Source organism: Pedobacter alluvionis, assembly GCF_003664035.1.
GTDB classification, from domain to species: domain Bacteria; phylum Bacteroidota; class Bacteroidia; order Sphingobacteriales; family Sphingobacteriaceae; genus Pedobacter; species Pedobacter alluvionis.
In genome coordinates this window covers 1,235,019-1,251,583 of record NZ_RCCK01000010.1, presented here as the reverse complement: position 1 = coordinate 1,251,583, position 16,565 = coordinate 1,235,019, and the positions used below count along the sequence as shown (strand labels likewise).

At 38.3% G+C, this 16,565-nt stretch carries 17 protein-coding genes; 8 read left to right on the top strand and 9 right to left on the bottom strand.

Annotated elements, in window-relative coordinates; all coding sequences use genetic code 11:
• The first annotated feature begins 6 nt into the window (after positions 1-6).
• The 7 genes from BCL90_RS05580 (at position 7) to BCL90_RS05550 (ending at position 5,663) form a co-directional block, all read left to right on the top strand.
• Entirely contained in the window at positions 7-1,185 is a 1,179-nt protein-coding gene (locus BCL90_RS05580) for a molybdopterin molybdotransferase MoeA (protein WP_121283012.1), read from the top strand.
• A gap of 2 nt (positions 1,186-1,187) precedes the next feature.
• Positions 1,188-1,928 carry a sulfite exporter TauE/SafE family protein gene (locus BCL90_RS05575; RefSeq protein WP_121283011.1) on the top strand — a complete coding sequence of 247 codons (741 nt, stop codon included), beginning with the start codon at positions 1,188-1,190 and terminating at the stop codon, positions 1,926-1,928.
• Positions 1,929-2,213: 285 nt separating this feature from the next.
• Positions 2,214-2,447 (top strand): MoaD/ThiS family protein, encoded by a 234-nt coding sequence (locus tag BCL90_RS05570; RefSeq protein ID WP_121283010.1) that lies wholly within the window; start codon positions 2,214-2,216, stop codon positions 2,445-2,447.
• A gap of 5 nt (positions 2,448-2,452) precedes the next feature.
• Positions 2,453-3,559 carry a ThiF family adenylyltransferase gene (locus BCL90_RS05565; RefSeq protein WP_121283009.1) on the top strand — a complete coding sequence of 369 codons (1,107 nt, stop codon included), beginning with the start codon at positions 2,453-2,455 and terminating at the stop codon, positions 3,557-3,559.
• A 1-nt stretch (position 3,560) separates the two neighbouring features.
• On the top strand, positions 3,561-4,004 hold the full coding sequence (locus BCL90_RS05560; protein WP_121283008.1) for a molybdenum cofactor biosynthesis protein MoaE: 444 nt from the start codon (positions 3,561-3,563) through the stop codon (positions 4,002-4,004).
• Between the two features lies 1 nt (position 4,005).
• Positions 4,006-4,914, top strand: coding sequence for a bifunctional molybdenum cofactor biosynthesis protein MoaC/MoaB (gene moaCB, locus BCL90_RS05555; protein ID WP_121283007.1), 909 nt, complete (start codon positions 4,006-4,008; stop codon positions 4,912-4,914).
• A gap of 407 nt (positions 4,915-5,321) precedes the next feature.
• Positions 5,322-5,663: a hypothetical protein gene (locus tag BCL90_RS05550; RefSeq protein WP_121283006.1), complete on the top strand. Its 342-nt coding sequence runs from the start codon at positions 5,322-5,324 to the stop codon at positions 5,661-5,663.
• A gap of 1 nt (position 5,664) precedes the next feature.
• On the opposite strand, the gene BCL90_RS05545 is transcribed toward BCL90_RS05550, so the two are convergent.
• The 7 genes from BCL90_RS05545 to BCL90_RS05515 all read right to left on the bottom strand — a co-directional run bounded on the left by BCL90_RS05545 (position 5,665) and on the right by BCL90_RS05515 (position 12,717).
• Positions 5,665-6,267 carry a hypothetical protein gene (locus tag BCL90_RS05545; protein WP_208529851.1) on the bottom strand — a complete coding sequence of 201 codons (603 nt, stop codon included), beginning with the start codon at positions 6,265-6,267 and terminating at the stop codon, positions 5,665-5,667.
• Between the two features lie 313 nt (positions 6,268-6,580).
• Positions 6,581-6,769: a cold-shock protein gene (locus tag BCL90_RS05540; protein ID WP_090503206.1), complete on the bottom strand. Its 189-nt coding sequence runs from the start codon at positions 6,767-6,769 to the stop codon at positions 6,581-6,583.
• Between the two features lie 161 nt (positions 6,770-6,930).
• Positions 6,931-7,221 (bottom strand): hypothetical protein, encoded by a 291-nt coding sequence (locus BCL90_RS05535; protein WP_121283004.1) that lies wholly within the window; start codon positions 7,219-7,221, stop codon positions 6,931-6,933.
• A 293-nt stretch (positions 7,222-7,514) separates the two neighbouring features.
• On the bottom strand, positions 7,515-8,405 hold the full coding sequence (locus tag BCL90_RS05530) for an SMP-30/gluconolactonase/LRE family protein (protein ID WP_121283003.1): 891 nt from the start codon (positions 8,403-8,405) through the stop codon (positions 7,515-7,517).
• Between the two features lie 65 nt (positions 8,406-8,470).
• Entirely contained in the window at positions 8,471-10,231 is a 1,761-nt protein-coding gene (locus BCL90_RS05525; protein ID WP_121283002.1) for an ABC transporter ATP-binding protein, read from the bottom strand.
• On the bottom strand, positions 10,215-11,951 hold the full coding sequence (locus tag BCL90_RS05520) for an ABC transporter ATP-binding protein (RefSeq protein ID WP_121283001.1): 1,737 nt from the start codon (positions 11,949-11,951) through the stop codon (positions 10,215-10,217). The genes BCL90_RS05525 and BCL90_RS05520 overlap by 17 nt, the downstream gene beginning before the upstream one ends.
• 163 nt (positions 11,952-12,114) lie before the next feature.
• The gene (locus tag BCL90_RS05515) at positions 12,115-12,717 is read right to left on the bottom strand and encodes an LURP-one-related/scramblase family protein (protein WP_121283000.1); all 603 of its coding nucleotides are present in this window, start codon (positions 12,715-12,717) and stop codon (positions 12,115-12,117) included.
• A gap of 404 nt (positions 12,718-13,121) precedes the next feature.
• On the opposite strand from BCL90_RS05515, the gene BCL90_RS05510 reads away from it, so the two are divergent.
• Positions 13,122-13,967: a CvfB family protein gene (locus tag BCL90_RS05510; RefSeq protein ID WP_121282999.1), complete on the top strand. Its 846-nt coding sequence runs from the start codon at positions 13,122-13,124 to the stop codon at positions 13,965-13,967.
• Between the two features lie 284 nt (positions 13,968-14,251).
• Here the strand turns inward: BCL90_RS05510 and BCL90_RS05505 are convergent, their stop codons facing one another.
• A complete protein-coding gene (locus BCL90_RS05505) occupies positions 14,252-14,923 on the bottom strand; it encodes an MCP four helix bundle domain-containing protein (RefSeq protein WP_121282998.1) in 672 nt (223 codons plus the stop codon).
• Positions 14,924-15,074: 151 nt separating this feature from the next.
• Positions 15,075-16,508: an ATP-dependent DNA helicase gene (locus BCL90_RS05500; protein ID WP_121282997.1), complete on the bottom strand. Its 1,434-nt coding sequence runs from the start codon at positions 16,506-16,508 to the stop codon at positions 15,075-15,077.
• Between the last annotated feature and the right edge of the window lie 57 nt (positions 16,509-16,565).

Here is a 16,565-nt window from a genome sequence, read left to right as displayed (position 1 = left end):
ATTTTCATGATTAGCGTTAAAGAAGCAAAAGATCTCATTTCTCAACACATCACAACATTAAACCCCATTTCAATTGATTTGGCAAAGGCATCAGGGCACATTCTTGCAGCCGATGTTTATGCGAAATACGATATCCCGGCATTTAGCCAATCTGCAATGGACGGTTATGCAATTAAGTTTGCAGATCACGAACAAGAGCTCACCTTAACCGGCGAAATGGCGGCTGGAACAGCAACCACTATGACCATCCAAAACGGCGAAACCAGCAGAATATTTACGGGAGCTCCACTACCTAAAGGTGCCGATACGGTAGTAATGCAGGAAAAAATTACGCGCACCGCCGGGAAAATCACTTTACAAGATCCCAATTTAAAATTCGGCTTAAATGTGCGGGATAAAGGTTCAGAAATTACAGCTGGCGCATTGGCGCTGGAACGTGGAAATCTGCTTAGTCCTGCTGCCATTGGCTTTCTCGCAGGCATTGGTATCAACGAAGTCAGTGTTTACCCCATGCCAAAGATTTCGGTTATTGTAACTGGAAAAGAATTACAGCAACCGGGAAAAGCCCTCGAATTTGGGCAGGTATATGAATCGAATTCCTATTCTCTATCTGCTGCTTTAAAACATGAAGGCATTGAACAGATTGTTGTTTATGAAGCAGATGATGATCTGGAAATCCTTAAAAACATATTACAAAATGCAGTAGAAAACAGTGATGTTGTGCTACTTACCGGAGGTGTAAGTGTTGGCGATTATGATTTTGTAATTGAAGCCGCTTCATCTTGTGGCATCAAACAGGTTTTTCATAAAGTGAAACAGAAACCCGGCAAACCTTTGTTTTTTGGAACCAAAGATCAAAAATTAATATTCGGACTTCCAGGCAATCCTTCATCTGTTCTCAGTTGCTATTATAATTATGTGTTACCAGCTATTAAAGCATTATCCCATAAAAATAATAGTGTAATTGAGGTCCAGGCCGAGCTCACACATCCTTATTCCAAACCTTCAGGGCTAATGCATTTCCTGAAAGGCAAATATGAAAACGGAAAAGTTACTCCACTCAGCGCACAAGAATCTTACCGGTTAAGCTCTTTTGCACAGGCCAATTGCCTGATCTGCCTGGATGAAACACAAGAACAATTCATAGAAAACGACATCCTAAGCGTATTGATTTTACCTGGCTAACTATGCAAGAAGGCTTTATCCTCTTTTACTGTTTACTTTTTATTGTTGCTTTTTTATATGCCTCGGTTGGGCATGGCGGGGCAAGCGGCTACCTTGCGCTGATGGCTATTTTTGCCATTTCGCCAGCCATTATGAAGCCAACAGCATTATTATTAAATCTGTTTGTTTCTTCCACTTCCTTTATCCAGTTTTACCGTGGTGGTCATTTTAAGTGGAAAAGCTTCTGGCCTTTCGCACTTGCCTCTATCCCGCTTTCCTTTGTTGGCGGTATGATGGTAATCGAAAGTTCCATTTATAAAAAGATTTTAGGACTGCTTTTACTTATCCCTGTCATCCGTTTTTTCTTCTTTAAAAATACTGATCCAAAAGACTTCAAACCATCAAATATTCCGCTATCGCTTGCCATTGGTGGTATTATCGGCTTACTTTCGGGCATGATTGGTATCGGTGGAGGGATTATCCTTTCTCCTATCCTGCTGCTTTTAAAATGGACTGATCAAAAACAAACCGCAGCCATTAGCGCAGCATTCATCTTTGTTAATTCGGTTGCTGGCTTAGGTGGTCAACTCATTAAAGGCTTCGAATTTAATAACCACATGCTCACTTATGTTGGCGTGGCTTTCGTTGGTGGCCTTTGTGGGGCTTATTTTGGTGCGCTAAAATTCCCTCAAACTGTTTTAAAAAATGTCCTGGCCTGTGTATTGGCCCTGGCTGCCTATAAATTACTCTTTACACATGCATAATATGAAATTCCTGATCATCGGCTTATTATTTTTAAGTTTTGCCGTAAATGCACAAGAGAGCAGGCAATTTATACCATCGAATGAAGGGTTAGAAAGCCATTAACAAACACTTTAAACAATTTAAGCGCTTATAAATTCGTTAATCTGGATAATCTGGCAATTTTAAATTGCCAGATGCAATACAAATAGTATCGAAATATAAGCATCACGAACGGACATTTCGCTACACAAGAAGATTTATAAAAGGATTGAGTAAAATTAACATCTTACAGGTAAATTAGCAGCATGAAAATCGAAATGATCAGTTTTGGCAAAATCGCCGAGTTTATCAGCAATCAAAAAATTGAAGTTGATGGCATTGCTGATACCGATGCTTTTAAACAATATCTCGAAGATCGTTTTCCAGCCTTGAAAGGCATAAAATATAAACTTGCCCTGAACAAAAATATTGTTCAACAGAATACCGAAATTACAAACCAGGCTACAATAGCCATAATGCCGCCATTTTCAGGGGGTTAAGGAATATGAGTGCAGAGCGTTACAACAGACAGATTATCCTTAAAGGATTTGGGGAGGAAGCACAACAAAAGCTTTTAAGGGCTAAAATTCTTGTTATTGGCATCGGTGGCTTAGGCTGTCCTGCATTGCAATACCTGGCTGCTGCCGGCATTGGCCACATTGGAATTGTTGATGATGATACCATTTCATTATCTAATTTACATAGACAGATTCTTTTTACTACGGCTGATATCGGAAAGCTGAAAGTAGAGGTTGCAGCAAAACGCCTGCAGGAAATGAATACTCAGATCGGGATCATCCGTCACCCCATCCGGTTGCAGAAAAATAACATCCTCGATATTCTATCCAGATACGATTACATATTAGATGGTACAGACAATTTCGAATCCAGATACCTGATTAATGATGCCTGTGCGTTATTGAACAAACCACTTATATTTGCGGCAGTTTCCGGCTTTGAAGGTCAACTGGCCATATTTAACACCCCCGATCATTTAGCAGCCAGTACCAATTACCGTGATCTTTTCCCCATTCCGCCCGAAAAAGGAGAAGTAACCAATTGTGCTGAAAATGGGGTTTTAGGTGTATTACCCGGCATATTGGGCACTATGGCAGCTGCAGAAACGATTAAACTAATTGCCGGAATCGGGAAACCGTTAACCAATAAAATTTTAAGCTACAACTTACTTACACAAGAACAATATACCATCAATATTAGCCACGGAGGAGGTTATATCCTTCCCAAAACTGTTGATGAATTTTTAAATATGGATTATCAGGATACCAGCGAAGGGCCACAGGGATATATAGAAATTGATGCCAGCGAACTGGTGAAACTTCAGCAATTAGAATCTATAATTTTAATCGATGTACGGGAAAAACACGAAGTACCAATTTTGGACAAACAGATTTTTACACAAGTACCGATGTCTGAGTTTGGTGCTTTTATGAATAAAGAGTTTTACCAAAAACATGTCGTTTTAATCTGCCAGCACGGTATTAGAAGTGTAGCTGCAGCAGAGGCCATGCAGGAAAAATATGGCGATGCAAAAAAAATATACAGTTTAAAAGGTGGTATTGTAAAATGGAGAGATCATTTTCTCAAACCCTGACATGAGCGAAAAAAAGATAAAGAACATATTTGTAGATGGCCCAATCGAACCTGCTTTTATAGCCAACAGTATTGCCAGACACAACAGCAAAACAGCTATTGGTGGTCATAGTATTTTTATGGGCCAGGTAAGAAAAGATGAAATTGACGGTAAATGTGTTGCAGCGATAGCATATACCGCATACGAAGACCTTGCCCTCGAAAAAATGCATCAGATCAGAGAAGAAATCTTCGAAAAATACCCACTCCATTGCATGCATATTTACCACAGCTTAGGCACAGTTAAAACAGGCGAAATCTGCCTTTTTGTTTTCACTTCGTCAGCACACCGTAAACCGGCAATAGCGGCCTGTAGTGAAGTGGTAGACCGGTTAAAAGCAGAATTACCGATCTGGGGAAAAGAAATATTCGAAGACGAAACCCATCAGTGGAAAGAAAATATTTAACATGGTAAATATCACAAAAAAATCCAGCACCCTGAGGATTGCTATTGCAACCGCTACGGTAAAGGTATCGAAGCAAGAGACCATAGATGCCATTGAACAGCGCAAAATCCCCAAAGGCGATGTATTTGAATTCGCCCGTGCAGCCGGCTTATTCGGGGTAAAAAAAACGAGTGATGTAATTCCGGATTGTCACCCTCTTCCGATTGAATATACCGCCATTACCTACGAAATTGTGGGTTTAACCATTATTATTACGGTAGAAGTACATACTATTTATAAAACAGGTGTTGAAGTTGAAGCCATGCATGGCGCCTCAGTTACGGCTTTAACCATGTACGATATGTTAAAACCGATTGATAAAGGTGTTGAAATAGAGAACATCAGGCTTTTAAAAAAATCCGGCGGAAAATCTGACCTTAAAAATGCCAAATTTCCTGGACTAAAAGCTGCTGTTGTGGTCTGTTCAGATTCTATTTTCGAAAACAAAGCGCAGGATAGTTCTGGCAAGGCCATTATTTTGAGGCTCACTCAATGGGATATCAATGCAGAGAAATATGAAATCGTACCGGACGAAATGAATATCATCCGCGATAAAGCAAGCGAATTGAGCAAAGATGGTTATCATTTAATCATTTTCACGGGAGGAACGGGACTTTCACCCCGCGATGTAACTCCAGAAGCCATTGCACCTTTAATTGATAGGAATATCGAAGGGATTATGGAAACAGCTCGTCGTTACGGACAAGAGCGCATGCCTTATGCCATGCTTTCGCGTGGTGTGGCAGGCTTTATAGGAGAAACACTGGTGCTTACTTTCCCAGGTTCAAAAGGTGGTGTAGAAGAAAGCATGGATGCCCTATTCCCCCAGGTTTTGCATTTATTTAAGGTGATTAAAGGAGAGAAACATTAATATTATACCTATTGTTAGTCGGGATTTGTATTCCTCTACTGATCTGTCATTCTGAGCGCAGTGAAGAATCTTTAAGCTGAACAGGATTTCAAATTCTTGCAGCAATGCTTACTATACACGGATTACAAATCCGCAGAACAAGGGTCAAGATCACAGATCCTGACCAACGAGCAGAGTTAATCTGGATTTTCAATCCTCTACTGATCTGTCATTCTGAACGCAGTGAAGAATCTTTAAGCTAAACAGGATTTCAAATTCTTGCAACAATGCTTTAGAACTATACACGGATTATAAATCCGGAAATCAATAGTCAAGATCATAGATCCTGACCGGCACAAATTCAATAATATTAAACCTAAACAGCAAAATCTTTTTTGCGATAAAAAATTAAGTTCTATTTTTGCCGCATGTCGTCTAAATACAAGATTTTATACTTTTTCCAAAATTCTGATACTGCTATCGTGGAAATTCAGCGTCTTGGCCTGCCTGATGGTGCAGATGCAGAGGCGATTTACCACTGGCTATACTTTGATAAAATTACAGGATCGTTAATTAAATTATGGTTCAGATCGATGGATTCTTCTACCGAAATTGAAGAACGTTATTTTGAACAGGGTTATCTTAAATTTAATAAAACAGAGGCTACCTATATTGAAAAGCATAATTCTTCTCAACAAAAACTCAATAATATGGGCAATAGAGCGCTTGGAGAAGACATAGGTGCTTTATTAGAAAATTATCTGAAATAATTTAAAACGTTTCTGGCAATTCTGATGCTAAACCAGCTTTACTTAAAGGATAACGTGAGGCTCTAAAATTCTGAAGCGACTGATAAAAACCTGGATACCATTTTTCTTTTTGCATATTTTCTAATAATTGTGCACAGGCAAGTACATCGGCATCAGCCTCGTGGAGTGCCTGGGCAACAAAATTAACCACATCCCAAATGCCTTCCATCATAAAAAACCGAAAGGTAGACAGGATTGCAGACCATTGCACTTTTTTAGCCTGTAGCAAAAAAAAACGCGACACAGGGCTGCACAAACGTTTAAAAGCCATATAATCCTCTTCCGCACCCTTCAAATTTAAAAGGCCATCACTATAAGGGAGGTTTATAATTTCTTCCTCAATTTTATCACGGCCATGGAAATAAATACTTCCTGCACAGATAGAAGATATCGATATCAGTGCTAAATGATCATAAATTTCGGGATGCATTTTCAGTTTGCCATTGCGTACAAATACCAGCCCGCCTTTTTTGACATTGCCCGGCTGAGTATTCATAGCCGATAAACTTAAAAGCTCAAATTCGTCAGCAAAGTTAAGTGCCGTTACAAATTGTGCTGCGGCCATAAATGTGCCCCGGTCTAGAATTTTGTTGCTGCTAACAGGTTCCTGAATTGAAAAAATAGAGAGTTGCAAAAAATTTAATTTGTTTGGTTCGGGCCGGATAGATCGACCATAGCAAAAATAAAAATCCAATCCACAAAACAAGTATGTAAAGAGTGGTTAAAATATTTTAAAAAGGTAATTAGCTAGAAATGAGAAAGAAATTTTTTAGACATTTTGGACCATAAATAAATCACAGTATTAAATAGGTGGATACCGAATTTTGGGCCAAAAAAAAAGCAGGACTAAATCCTGCTCAAAATCTTTTGGGGAAGAATTAAACAACTCTTACTTTCACTGCATTAAGGCCTTTTTTGCCTTCTTGAACTTCATATTCAACTGTATCATTTTCTCTGATTTCGTCAATCAGGCCTGATGCATGCACAAAAATCTCAGATCCGTTTTCTTCTTTGATAAAACCAAAGCCTTTTTCTGAGTTAAAAAATTTTACTGTTCCGTTTTTCATTATACTGGATGTTTTAAATTAAAACCAAAAATAGGATTAAAACCCAAAAACCCAAATTACTGACCAACAAAATTGTTAATTATGCAAAAAAAGATTACAATGGCAAAGATTATGGCTGACATTTTACAGTTTAAGGTATTAACAAAACATGTTTTAACGCATTAAAAAGTTTTTCTCTGTGTAATAGAAGAGTACCAATTTATCGGATGCGACCTTAAATTCATGCCATCACTTTCAATATGATACAAGATAATAGGCATGCTGAAATCTACAAAACGTTCTATCTTTCTGGAAAGTTTACCAAGAAAATCCATGCTTGATATACCCTCCTTTAAATGAACATATATTACACTGCCTGTTTTAAGCTCAAAGCGTTCTACCACTCCTGGCCACTCTGTTTTTATCCTGGTGAGGAAAGCTTTGATTTTGGTTTCTTCTTTTAGATTTTCCATAAGCTTATCAGGTTTTTTTAATATATGCTAATTTAAAAAATTATTTCATGTTAGATTGATTGTAACAGGACCTATACAATTTAGAAATGAAAATGATATAGATAAAAAAGTAGAAAAGCCCTTCAATCCTGAGAGGGCTTTTTCATAGTCGTCTATCCCTATAAGTAGGAAGTTCAAAACTACTTAATGCGATTTATATTTTTAGAGGTTGAATAAAGTGAACAGATTTTTTTTCAGTTCAGTTCATCGTTATTATTTGGGCTTTATACAAGTTAAACGGCCTTAATAAAATATTACTCCACTCCTCTTACACTAGTTGGAATAACATACAATGATTTTGAGGCCGTAATAAATAGCAGGTTTTTATCTTTTCCACCGAAACATATATTACCACACCACTCTTCAGGTACATCAATATGTCCTATTTTTTCACCTGTAGGTTTGTAAATATCCACTCCTTTTCCGGTTAAATAGATATTTCCTTTGTTATCTAGAGTCATCCCGTCAGAATGCTGGTTAACGATCAGCTGCCTGTCAGATAATTTGGCATCTGCGCCAATGCCATAACGGTAGGTCTTATTGTTCCCCATATCAGCAATGTACAGGAATTTACCATCTGGCGTACCCACAATACCGTTTGGCTTAATTACATCATCAGCGACAATGATTGCTTCTTTTTTTCCTTTCGGCAGATAATACACCTTTTGACCCTGAATTTCTGGCGATTTCCTCATCCAGTAATCACGTTGGTAATAAGGGTCGGTAAAATATATACCACCTTTAGCATCCAACCAGATGTCGTTTGGACCATTTACTTTTTTGCCTTCATAATCACTGAAGAGCACTTTTATTTTCTTGTTTTTATCAATAGACCAGATCTGGTTATTTTCGTCGGCACATACAATTAAGTTCCCTTTCTTATCAAAATAAGTTCCATTTGACCTACCTGATTTATCCATGTATAGGCTCAGTTTGCCATTAATATCATATTTCCAGATTTTATCGTTGGGCTGATCAGTAAAAAAAACGTTCCCTTGTTTATCAACCGAAGCACCCTCAGTAAACTTAAACTGTGCTGAAATCAATTTTAAACTGTCCTGCACAAAAAGGTTTTGTTCCGCACTTTGTGCAAAAGAAGCGAAGCTTATCGCCGAAAAGGCCAGAGAGAAGAAGTATTTTTTCATTTGTATTTTTTTTTTTATAAACCTATCAGGTTTCAAAAACCTGATAGGTTTATACGGTAAAGATATTAACTTACCCGCTTCCCTTTTAGTAACATATTTAATGCATCGTTCAGCGTTCCGGCCTTTTGCACTTCACCTTCATTTACAAAATAAATTTCATCAGCATTTTCGATGGTATTTAAACGGTGGGCTATAATTACCAATGTTGTTTCTTTCGAAAGTTTATTTAAAATACTGCCCAAAAGTTGTTCGGTTATCGTATCGATATTTGCTGTAGCTTCATCAAGAATCAATAATTCAGGATTTCTTAGCACCGCACGCATAAAAGCAATCAGCTGTTTCTGGCCCAAACTGATACTGTCTGATCCTGAAGTAATCTGCGTATTTAGCCCTTCATCAAATATGGCTAAAAGTGCATTCAGGTTAGCTTCTTCAATTATTTTCTCCAGCTTTTCATCGCTAACCTCTTTATATTGACTATTACCGTACAAAATATTCTCTTTTACGGTTCCGGTAAATAAAAATGGCTCTTGCAATATAAACCCGATTTTTTGTGTTCGTTCTTCAGCAGAAAACGACCTGATATCCTTGCCATTTAATAAAACAGTACCTTTTGTAGCATCGTATAATCGTGAAATTAATGAAGCAGTTGTGGTTTTTCCACCTCCTGTTGGTCCAATTAAAGCATAAGTTTTACCCTTTTCGAATCTTAAATTGATATTATGCAGGATTTCTTTACTATCATCATAAGAAAAATGAACATTTTTAAACTCAAGCAAAGCATCAGAAGTAATATTTTCGTTGGTTTTAACCTGTTGTAAGTCGCTCTCTAACGAAAGGATTTGCGATATCCTGTCCCAACCAGCCATAGCGACCTGGAAACTGGTCCAAAGAGCCGCCAGCTGCCTCAGCGGATTATAAAAATTAGTGGTGTAAGAAATATAACTCACCAATAAACCCAGGGTGAAATTGCCCTTAGAAATTAAATAAATACCAAATAGTAAGGTAATTAATTGCGCAATACTAGATAATAATCCATAAATAGGAACAAAAATATTATTGGCTAAACCAGCACCAATCGCTGTTTTATAGTTTTCGGTATTGGCTTCGTTAAAACGTTTCCTAAAATAATCCCTGCGGTTAAAGGCGATAATTACTTTAAAGTTGTTCAGGCTTTCCTGTATTTCAGCACTCATTCCGCCAACACTTTTTAAATTTTTAGCATTTTTTCCTTTTACCCAGGGCGATAAAGCCACTGTAAAAAGAACGATTACCACCGCTGGCGAAAGTGTTGCCGCGCCAAGTTCAGGATTAATCGAAAGCAGGAAAATACCGGCACCAATCATGGTTACGATACTACCGATAAACTGCATTAGCGATTGCGAAAAAAACTGGTTCAGTTTATCTGTATCATTATTCACCCTCGAAATCAGATCACCCGCTTTGTTCTGGTTAAAAAACGAAACGGGTAATTCCTGTAATTTATTAAAAATGGAATTGCGTAAAGTGTATAACATCCGCTGGCCTATTCCGCCCATTAACCGGGTTTGGATGTAACCGGTAACCATGGCCATCATATACATCACCAGCAAGATGCCGCCAAAAATAAGCACACCATGAAATTGTTTGGTGCGAATATAGGTATCAACCGTATGACCAACCAATAACGGTCCTAAAAGCAATAAACCTGAATTTACTAAAATGGCAATAAGCGCCAAACGCAGGTTTTTACGTTCGGCTGAAATGAGTTTAAGCAGGCTTTTCAGCGCTTTATAAGTCGATTGCTTTTCCTGCCTGGCACTAAGCTGGTTAAGATTGTAGTTCATAATTACTGGTGCTCTGTTGTGAATTGTAAATCTGAACATACTCAGGACTGCTTTTCAACAATTCCTGATGGGTTCCTTCTGCAATGATTTCGCCCTGCATCAGCAAGATCACTTTGTCGTAATGTTCAACAGAAGCTATTTTTTGGGTAATAGAAAGTAAAGTCAAGCCAGGGTAATTATTCTGGATGTTCTCCAAAATTCTTTTCTCGGTATTGGTATCAACACGCGCGGTAAAATCATCCAATAATAAAATCTTCGGATTTACAGCCAGGGCTCTTGCTAACATAATCCGCTGTTTTTGTCCACCCGAAAGACTGTTCCCCCGTTCTGAAACAATCGTATTTAATTGGTCTGGCAAAGCATCTACAAAATCCTTAAGTTCGGCAGTAGCTATGGCCTTCACCAACGATTCGTCTGTAACAGTATCGCTAAAGGCAATATTTTCCCGTATGCTCATGTTAAACATGATGCTATCCTGAAATACAAAACCAACCTGTTGATGAAAATTCTCTTGCTTGTATTGTTTAATCTCTTCACCATCAAACAATACCACTCCCGAATCAGCATCAATCAAACCTGTTAAAATATAAAGCAATTGCGTTTTTCCTGCAGCTGTAGGCCCAATAATGGCCGTTTTAGAACCCGCTTTGGCAGAAAATGAAACTGATTTTAAAATTGGTTTCTGGCCAAAATTCATACTAATATCTTTCACTTCGACATCGCCCTTTAACTGTGAAGTTAATGTACCCGGATGGTTGATCTCTGCCGCGTTGAGTACACTTTCTATTCTTTGATAAGATGCCGTAGCCTGTGCAATAACATTACTCATAAAACCGATTACCAAAATGGGAAAGATAATGAGTGTGAGGTAACTGCTAAAAGCAGTAAACTCTCCCAGGGTCATCGAATTGGTAATTACAAAATGTCCCCCCAGCACCAAAATGCACAAACCAGATAAATTGGCTGTAAAAACAATAACCGGAATCAAGGCTGCAAACATTCGCAGGATAGATATCCCTAAATCTCTCGCTTTGGCATTTGCATCTAAAAATTTATGGTATTCTAAAGTTTGAGAATTGATTACACGTATCAGAGCCGAACCTAAAATACTTTCGCTGATTACTTTGTTTAACCAGTCGATCACTTCCCTGCTTTTTTTGAAAAGCACTTTTACCTTGCTTAATACATAAAAAAACGCGCCGCCAATAATTGGCACAATCGCAATTACACAAAGTGCCAATTTCCAATTGATCATTAAGAGCAGGATGCTTGCTCCAACAATTAAAAATATAGACGAACAGATAGAAACAATAGCCTGCGAAACAAACATTTTAATCGAATCGGCATCGGCAGTAAGGTTGGTTAGCAGTTTTGATGGGTTAGCCTGAATGATGTAAGCATGGCTTTGTCTCGAAATCTGATCGGATAACCTGGTTCTTAAATCTCTTGCCACACGTTCAGAAGCATAAGTTTGCACAATACTCTGCAAATAAGTAAAAATGAAAACCAGAACAATGGCCAGCGAAAACTGAAGCAATATGGATTGAAGATTGAAAGTTTTATTGGTGTAAGAATCGATGCCACTGGCAATAATCTTTGGTAAAAGTAAGTTGATACCGTTACTGAGCAGCGCAAACAGGATTAGCATAAAAATTAAGCCCCTGTAATTTCCAAGTAAACTGAAAATACTTGGCTTTTTGGCTTCTTTGGTTTTTTCCATATCAATGAGAAGATACCTTAAATTGTAGGTTCCAAATTTAGCCGAATTAATTGATATCGTTTGTAAGAAAGTTATAGCTAAAGAAGGTTACGTAAAAAAGGCGAGTAATTGATATTAATTACCCGCCCCATTCAATAGTTAATCATTCATACAATTAACCCATTTATTTACTCTCTTTCAAAACCATATCGATGGTAATGGCAGTGGCCACAATTGCGACTTTTTGATTGCTTTCTGCATAACTGGGATCGATAGAAACATTGTATTTATCGGCTGTGGTAAAAACCTCTTTCAAAGCACCAGCCCATTTTTTGCTTATTTTGCCCATTTCGGCACCTGCATTGTTGGTGATGGTAAAATTCCAGGCTTTCCAATCGCCGGATATTTTTGCAATCTCCTCTCCCGAAGTTGGGCTCGAAATGGTAAACGTTGGTTTAAATAATTTAAATTTTTGTTTAATAATACCCACTTCAACACCAAGCGGATCGGTAACAAAAATTTTCGACATCCAGAATGTCCAGCCTCTGGTAATAGTTGCCTGTAACTGATCGTTAATATCAGTAATTTCCAATTTAAAAGGCATCATGCGCTTATCAACTAATAAGGTTAGAACCTTGTGCCAGCCAGAAATACGCTGTTTAATAATTCCGATCTGAGTACCCTGATCGTTATAAACTTTGTACTCGTTCGCAAACTTTAAAAAGTTTACTTTCTCGTCAATAAAATATTCGTCGCTTAAAAAAAATGGAGGAATCTGCTTGTTCATATTGTAGATTTAATGTTAGATAAGTTGCTAAAATATATATTTTTTTTCATTCCTATTTGAAGTAGCCACATTCCATAGCGCATGGGCCACGAAGAATCGTCATTGCGAGAAGGCTTTTTCAGCCGACTAAGCAATCTTTATACCAAAGATCACTAGCATGATAGATTGCTTCGTCGTTCCTTCTCGCAATGATGACAATCCTTTTGGAATCTATCGATGGTAAGCCTGGCGAGGAACAAATATTAGGTTAGTTTTTTCATCACAGATGCATAGATATTAATATCTGTGTGCATCCTTTTTATCTGTGGTTAAACTACTCCTACAGATTTAAAAACCAATTTGCGCCTAAACATTGCTACCTTTGTAGGAAAAGCCATTGAAGAAAATGGTTAAACCCCAATAACATGATTGAAATAGGAAAATACAATGAGTTAAGGATTTTAAGCAAAACAGAAGCTGGATTAAACTTAACCGATGGTGATAAACTGGTCATTCTGCCTTACCAATACGTTCCGAATGGTGTAGAAATTGGCGATAACATTAAGGTTTTCGTATTTGTACAGAAAGATGGCCGCTTAACCGGAACCACCCAGAAAGCTTATGCTGAAGTAGGCGATTTTGCCTTTTTAAAAGTTGTTTCTGATGGTGATGATGGCGTTTTTATGGACCTCGGTATTGATAAAGATGTATATGTTCCGGATCGCGAACAAAAAAGGCCAATGCAAAAAGGCTATAAATATGTGGTTTACCTGTATTTAGACGAAAGCAACGACCGCTTGTTGGCTTCTTCTAAATTATATGATTTTGTTGAAGAAGATGGCTTCGATTTTGAAGAGGGCGATGAAGTAAGCTTATTGATTACCGAAGAAACCGATCTTGGTTTCAACGCCATTATCAACAATACTTATATCGGTTTGCTTTACAACAATGAGGTTTTCGATAATATCCAACCAGGCGAAATGCGTAAAGGCTGGATCAAGAAAATCCGTGTAGAAGGCAAGATCGATTTAACCTTACAACCAAGCGGTTACGGACATATCCTTGATTCCAAAGAGATGATGTTAAGGGAGCTAAAAAAGAGTGGCGGTGTAATTGAACTGGGCGATAAAAGCTCTCCTGAAGATATTTATCACCGTTTCCAGATCAGTAAAAGCGCTTTCAAAAAAACCATTGGCTCACTGTATAAAGAGCGTTTAATCGTACTTTCTGACGATTCGATCAGGTTACTAACAGACGAAGACGCTGAATAGTAATAAAATCAACCCTACATAAATTGTCATTTCGATCCGATAGCTATCCGATGGAGTAAAACGGAATGGAGAAATCTGCTCGCAGATCTCTCCACTACGGTCGAGATGACGAAACTTGTTACTAGCAATAGAAACACAGATTAACACTGGATAGGTTCTATTGCTATGTTCCGGCGAGGAATCGTCATTGCGAGAAGGCTTTTTCAGCCGACGAAGCAATCTTACAACGATCGCTACAGCGTGTGCTTTAAGATTGCTTCGTGCCTTTTCAAAGCGTTAAAAATCTAATTCAAATTAAACTTCTCGCTCTGAATTTTCACCGCATTAGAAGCCGAAACAATGGCCACGATCATAATTCCGATTACTATTGCCAAAATAACCTGTAAAGTAGAGTAAACCTTGGTTCCTGAAACAAAAATTTCTGATCCTTTAATCAGCTCATTCCCAACTTTAGATTGTATTTTAATGAGGGCGGAAAGTTTAGCTAAAGTCTGTTTTGCTGCATTCCTACCCGCGGACTCATAAATTGCCTTAGCCTCTGTGCCAGCCATGTTCAAAATTTTAGTCTCCAGTCCTTGCTGAACAGTTAATGCCTTTTTAAAATCGTTTAAAAAACTTTTCTCCTGCTTTACCAATAAAGTAAGTTCATATTTATTGATCATAGAATCTATTTTACGGTTGTGTTTATTCATTTTAACCATACCAGTTGAGGGATGAACAGCACCATTTCCCAATAATATTTCCTGAAGAATCTCATTTTTATAATGCAGATTTTCAGCAATAAAATATAAGTCTGTTGCCGGTACAAGCCTGTCATTGTACATTGAAATAAAAGATTCATTAATCTTCTCTACACTTTTATCCTCTAAAAAACGGATCAGCAAAGTGCAGCACATGATGCAGAAAAGCAGGAAAGCTATTTTTAGCTTGTTCTTAAGACTAAAAGCAAATTTCATAGTATAATTGGTTAGTATCTAAATTTCTCTTGGCTTCATCTTGCTTTGACTATCACCCTGAACCGAGCCTTAGCGAGCTCACCGAAGGTAATTCATTTCAGGATTTTGTAGCAGGAAAGATGCTGAAATAAATTCAGCATGACGACAGGTTTTAAAAATAGTCCTCCTGCGCTGTCTTCGCGAAAAGCTGGGGCGCAAAATTGACTAAATATAACTCTTTTTTCGCTCTCGTTACAGCGGTATATAGCCATCGTAGAAAATCCAGATCGATCATTTCTTCTGTAAGATAACCCTGGTCAGCAAAAACAGCATCCCACTGTCCACCCTGCGCTTTATGGCAGGTTACCGCATAAGCAAACTTAATTTGCAGCGCATTATAAAAAGGATCGGCTTTAATGGCCAGCATCCGTTGCCGTTTATTGGCAATATGCTCATAATCTTCATTAAGCCCGTCAAAAAGTTTCTTATTTTGTTCGTATGGAAGATTCGCACTTTCTAAATTGAGTGTATCCAGCATTACTTTGCAACTAATCTGTCCTGCAGCGGGGAAATCCATAAACTCCAATGTAGCATCAGCAAAACGGAAACCATAACGTTCTTCTTCTCCCCTTACGCGAATTACTTTCGCCATATCTCCATTGGCAATAAAAGCAGTATCCTCGTTCTCAGGCAGCCAGAAATAATTATTCCGCACCACCATAATCTGATCCCCACCTGTTAATTCTTCTTCGCGGTACAGCAACCTTGCTCTAATCTGCTGGTTATACACATTGGCCGATTTATTGGAACGGCAAACCACCAGGGTATTTTCCATACCGAATTTTCGGTAAGCATACTCCAGTCCTTCTACCAAACGTGCACCAGCCATGTTGTAAATATCGGTGTAGTTTTTAGTCAGGAATTTAGGCATCGGATTTTCAGGATTTTTGGCAATCTGATTCCGCAACATCGTAGCATTGGCCAAAATACCCGATTTCTTTCCCTGTCTAACCACTTCTTTGAGTTCTACAGACGAAACCGTTAAGGCAAATTTATCTTTTAGGTATTGTTCGTTCAATGCCGGACTATCTAAGCTCCCCACAGGAGGCAACTGTGCCGTATCGCCCACAAAAAGTAAAAAGCAGTTTTTGGTATTGTACACAAACTCCAGCAGATCTCTTAATATTGAAGAGCCTGTTTCATTAAATTCATCAGCGATCATCGAAGCCTCATCAATGATAAAAAGCGTATTCTCGGAGAGATTTGGTGCCAGCTGAAATTGCATTTCTGGCGATGCGGCAGAACGCTTCCGGTAAATCCTTTTATGTATGGTTAAAGCTTTCCGGTACGAATACTGGCTCATAACTTTTGCCGCTCTTCCTGTTGGAGCCAGCAGTTCACTACGCAGGTTAAATTTAGCCAGTACCTTAACCAAGGCCGCTACAGAAGTAGTTTTACCCGTACCGGCATAACCTTTCAACACAAAACAGCGGTACTCATCCTCCTGTTGCAAAAACACCGACATCCGTTCGCAAAAAATCAATTGTTCTTTGGTAGGTGTATGTTCGTATGCTGAGGCAATAAGCTGGCTTTTGTTCTGAATCATTTAAGGGAAATTTCTGAATAGATAATTGTATAAATCAGTTAACTGTTTACCACTACC

Bases quoted from the DNA above. Each gene is read 5' to 3' on its own strand.
- BCL90_RS05560 (WP_121283008.1), top strand. From the start codon at position 3,561: ATGAGCGAAAAAAAGATAAAGAACATATTTGTAGATGGCCCAATCGAA.
- BCL90_RS05545 (WP_208529851.1), bottom strand. From the start codon at position 6,267: ATGGCCGCAGCACAATTTGTAACGGCACTTAACTTTGCTGACGAATTT.
- BCL90_RS05505 (WP_121282998.1), bottom strand. From the start codon at position 14,923: ATGAAATTTGCTTTTAGTCTTAAGAACAAGCTAAAAATAGCTTTCCTG.
- BCL90_RS05535 (WP_121283004.1), bottom strand. From the start codon at position 7,221: ATGGAAAATCTAAAAGAAGAAACCAAAATCAAAGCTTTCCTCACCAGG.
- BCL90_RS05525 (WP_121283002.1), bottom strand. From the start codon at position 10,231: ATGAACTACAATCTTAACCAGCTTAGTGCCAGGCAGGAAAAGCAATCG.
- BCL90_RS05520 (WP_121283001.1), bottom strand. From the start codon at position 11,951: ATGGAAAAAACCAAAGAAGCCAAAAAGCCAAGTATTTTCAGTTTACTT.
- BCL90_RS05530 (WP_121283003.1), bottom strand. From the start codon at position 8,405: ATGAAAAAATACTTCTTCTCTCTGGCCTTTTCGGCGATAAGCTTCGCT.
- BCL90_RS05550 (WP_121283006.1), top strand. From the start codon at position 5,322: ATGTCGTCTAAATACAAGATTTTATACTTTTTCCAAAATTCTGATACT.
- BCL90_RS05570 (WP_121283010.1), top strand. From the start codon at position 2,214: ATGAAAATCGAAATGATCAGTTTTGGCAAAATCGCCGAGTTTATCAGC.
- BCL90_RS05510 (WP_121282999.1), top strand. From the start codon at position 13,122: ATGATTGAAATAGGAAAATACAATGAGTTAAGGATTTTAAGCAAAACA.
- BCL90_RS05515 (WP_121283000.1), bottom strand. From the start codon at position 12,717: ATGAACAAGCAGATTCCTCCATTTTTTTTAAGCGACGAATATTTTATT.
- BCL90_RS05540 (WP_090503206.1), bottom strand. From the start codon at position 6,769: ATGAAAAACGGAACAGTAAAATTTTTTAACTCAGAAAAAGGCTTTGGT.
- BCL90_RS05565 (WP_121283009.1), top strand. From the start codon at position 2,453: ATGAGTGCAGAGCGTTACAACAGACAGATTATCCTTAAAGGATTTGGG.
- BCL90_RS05580 (WP_121283012.1), top strand. From the start codon at position 7: ATGATTAGCGTTAAAGAAGCAAAAGATCTCATTTCTCAACACATCACA.
- BCL90_RS05500 (WP_121282997.1), bottom strand. From the start codon at position 16,508: ATGATTCAGAACAAAAGCCAGCTTATTGCCTCAGCATACGAACATACA.
- moaCB (WP_121283007.1), top strand. From the start codon at position 4,006: ATGGTAAATATCACAAAAAAATCCAGCACCCTGAGGATTGCTATTGCA.
- BCL90_RS05575 (WP_121283011.1), top strand. From the start codon at position 1,188: ATGCAAGAAGGCTTTATCCTCTTTTACTGTTTACTTTTTATTGTTGCT.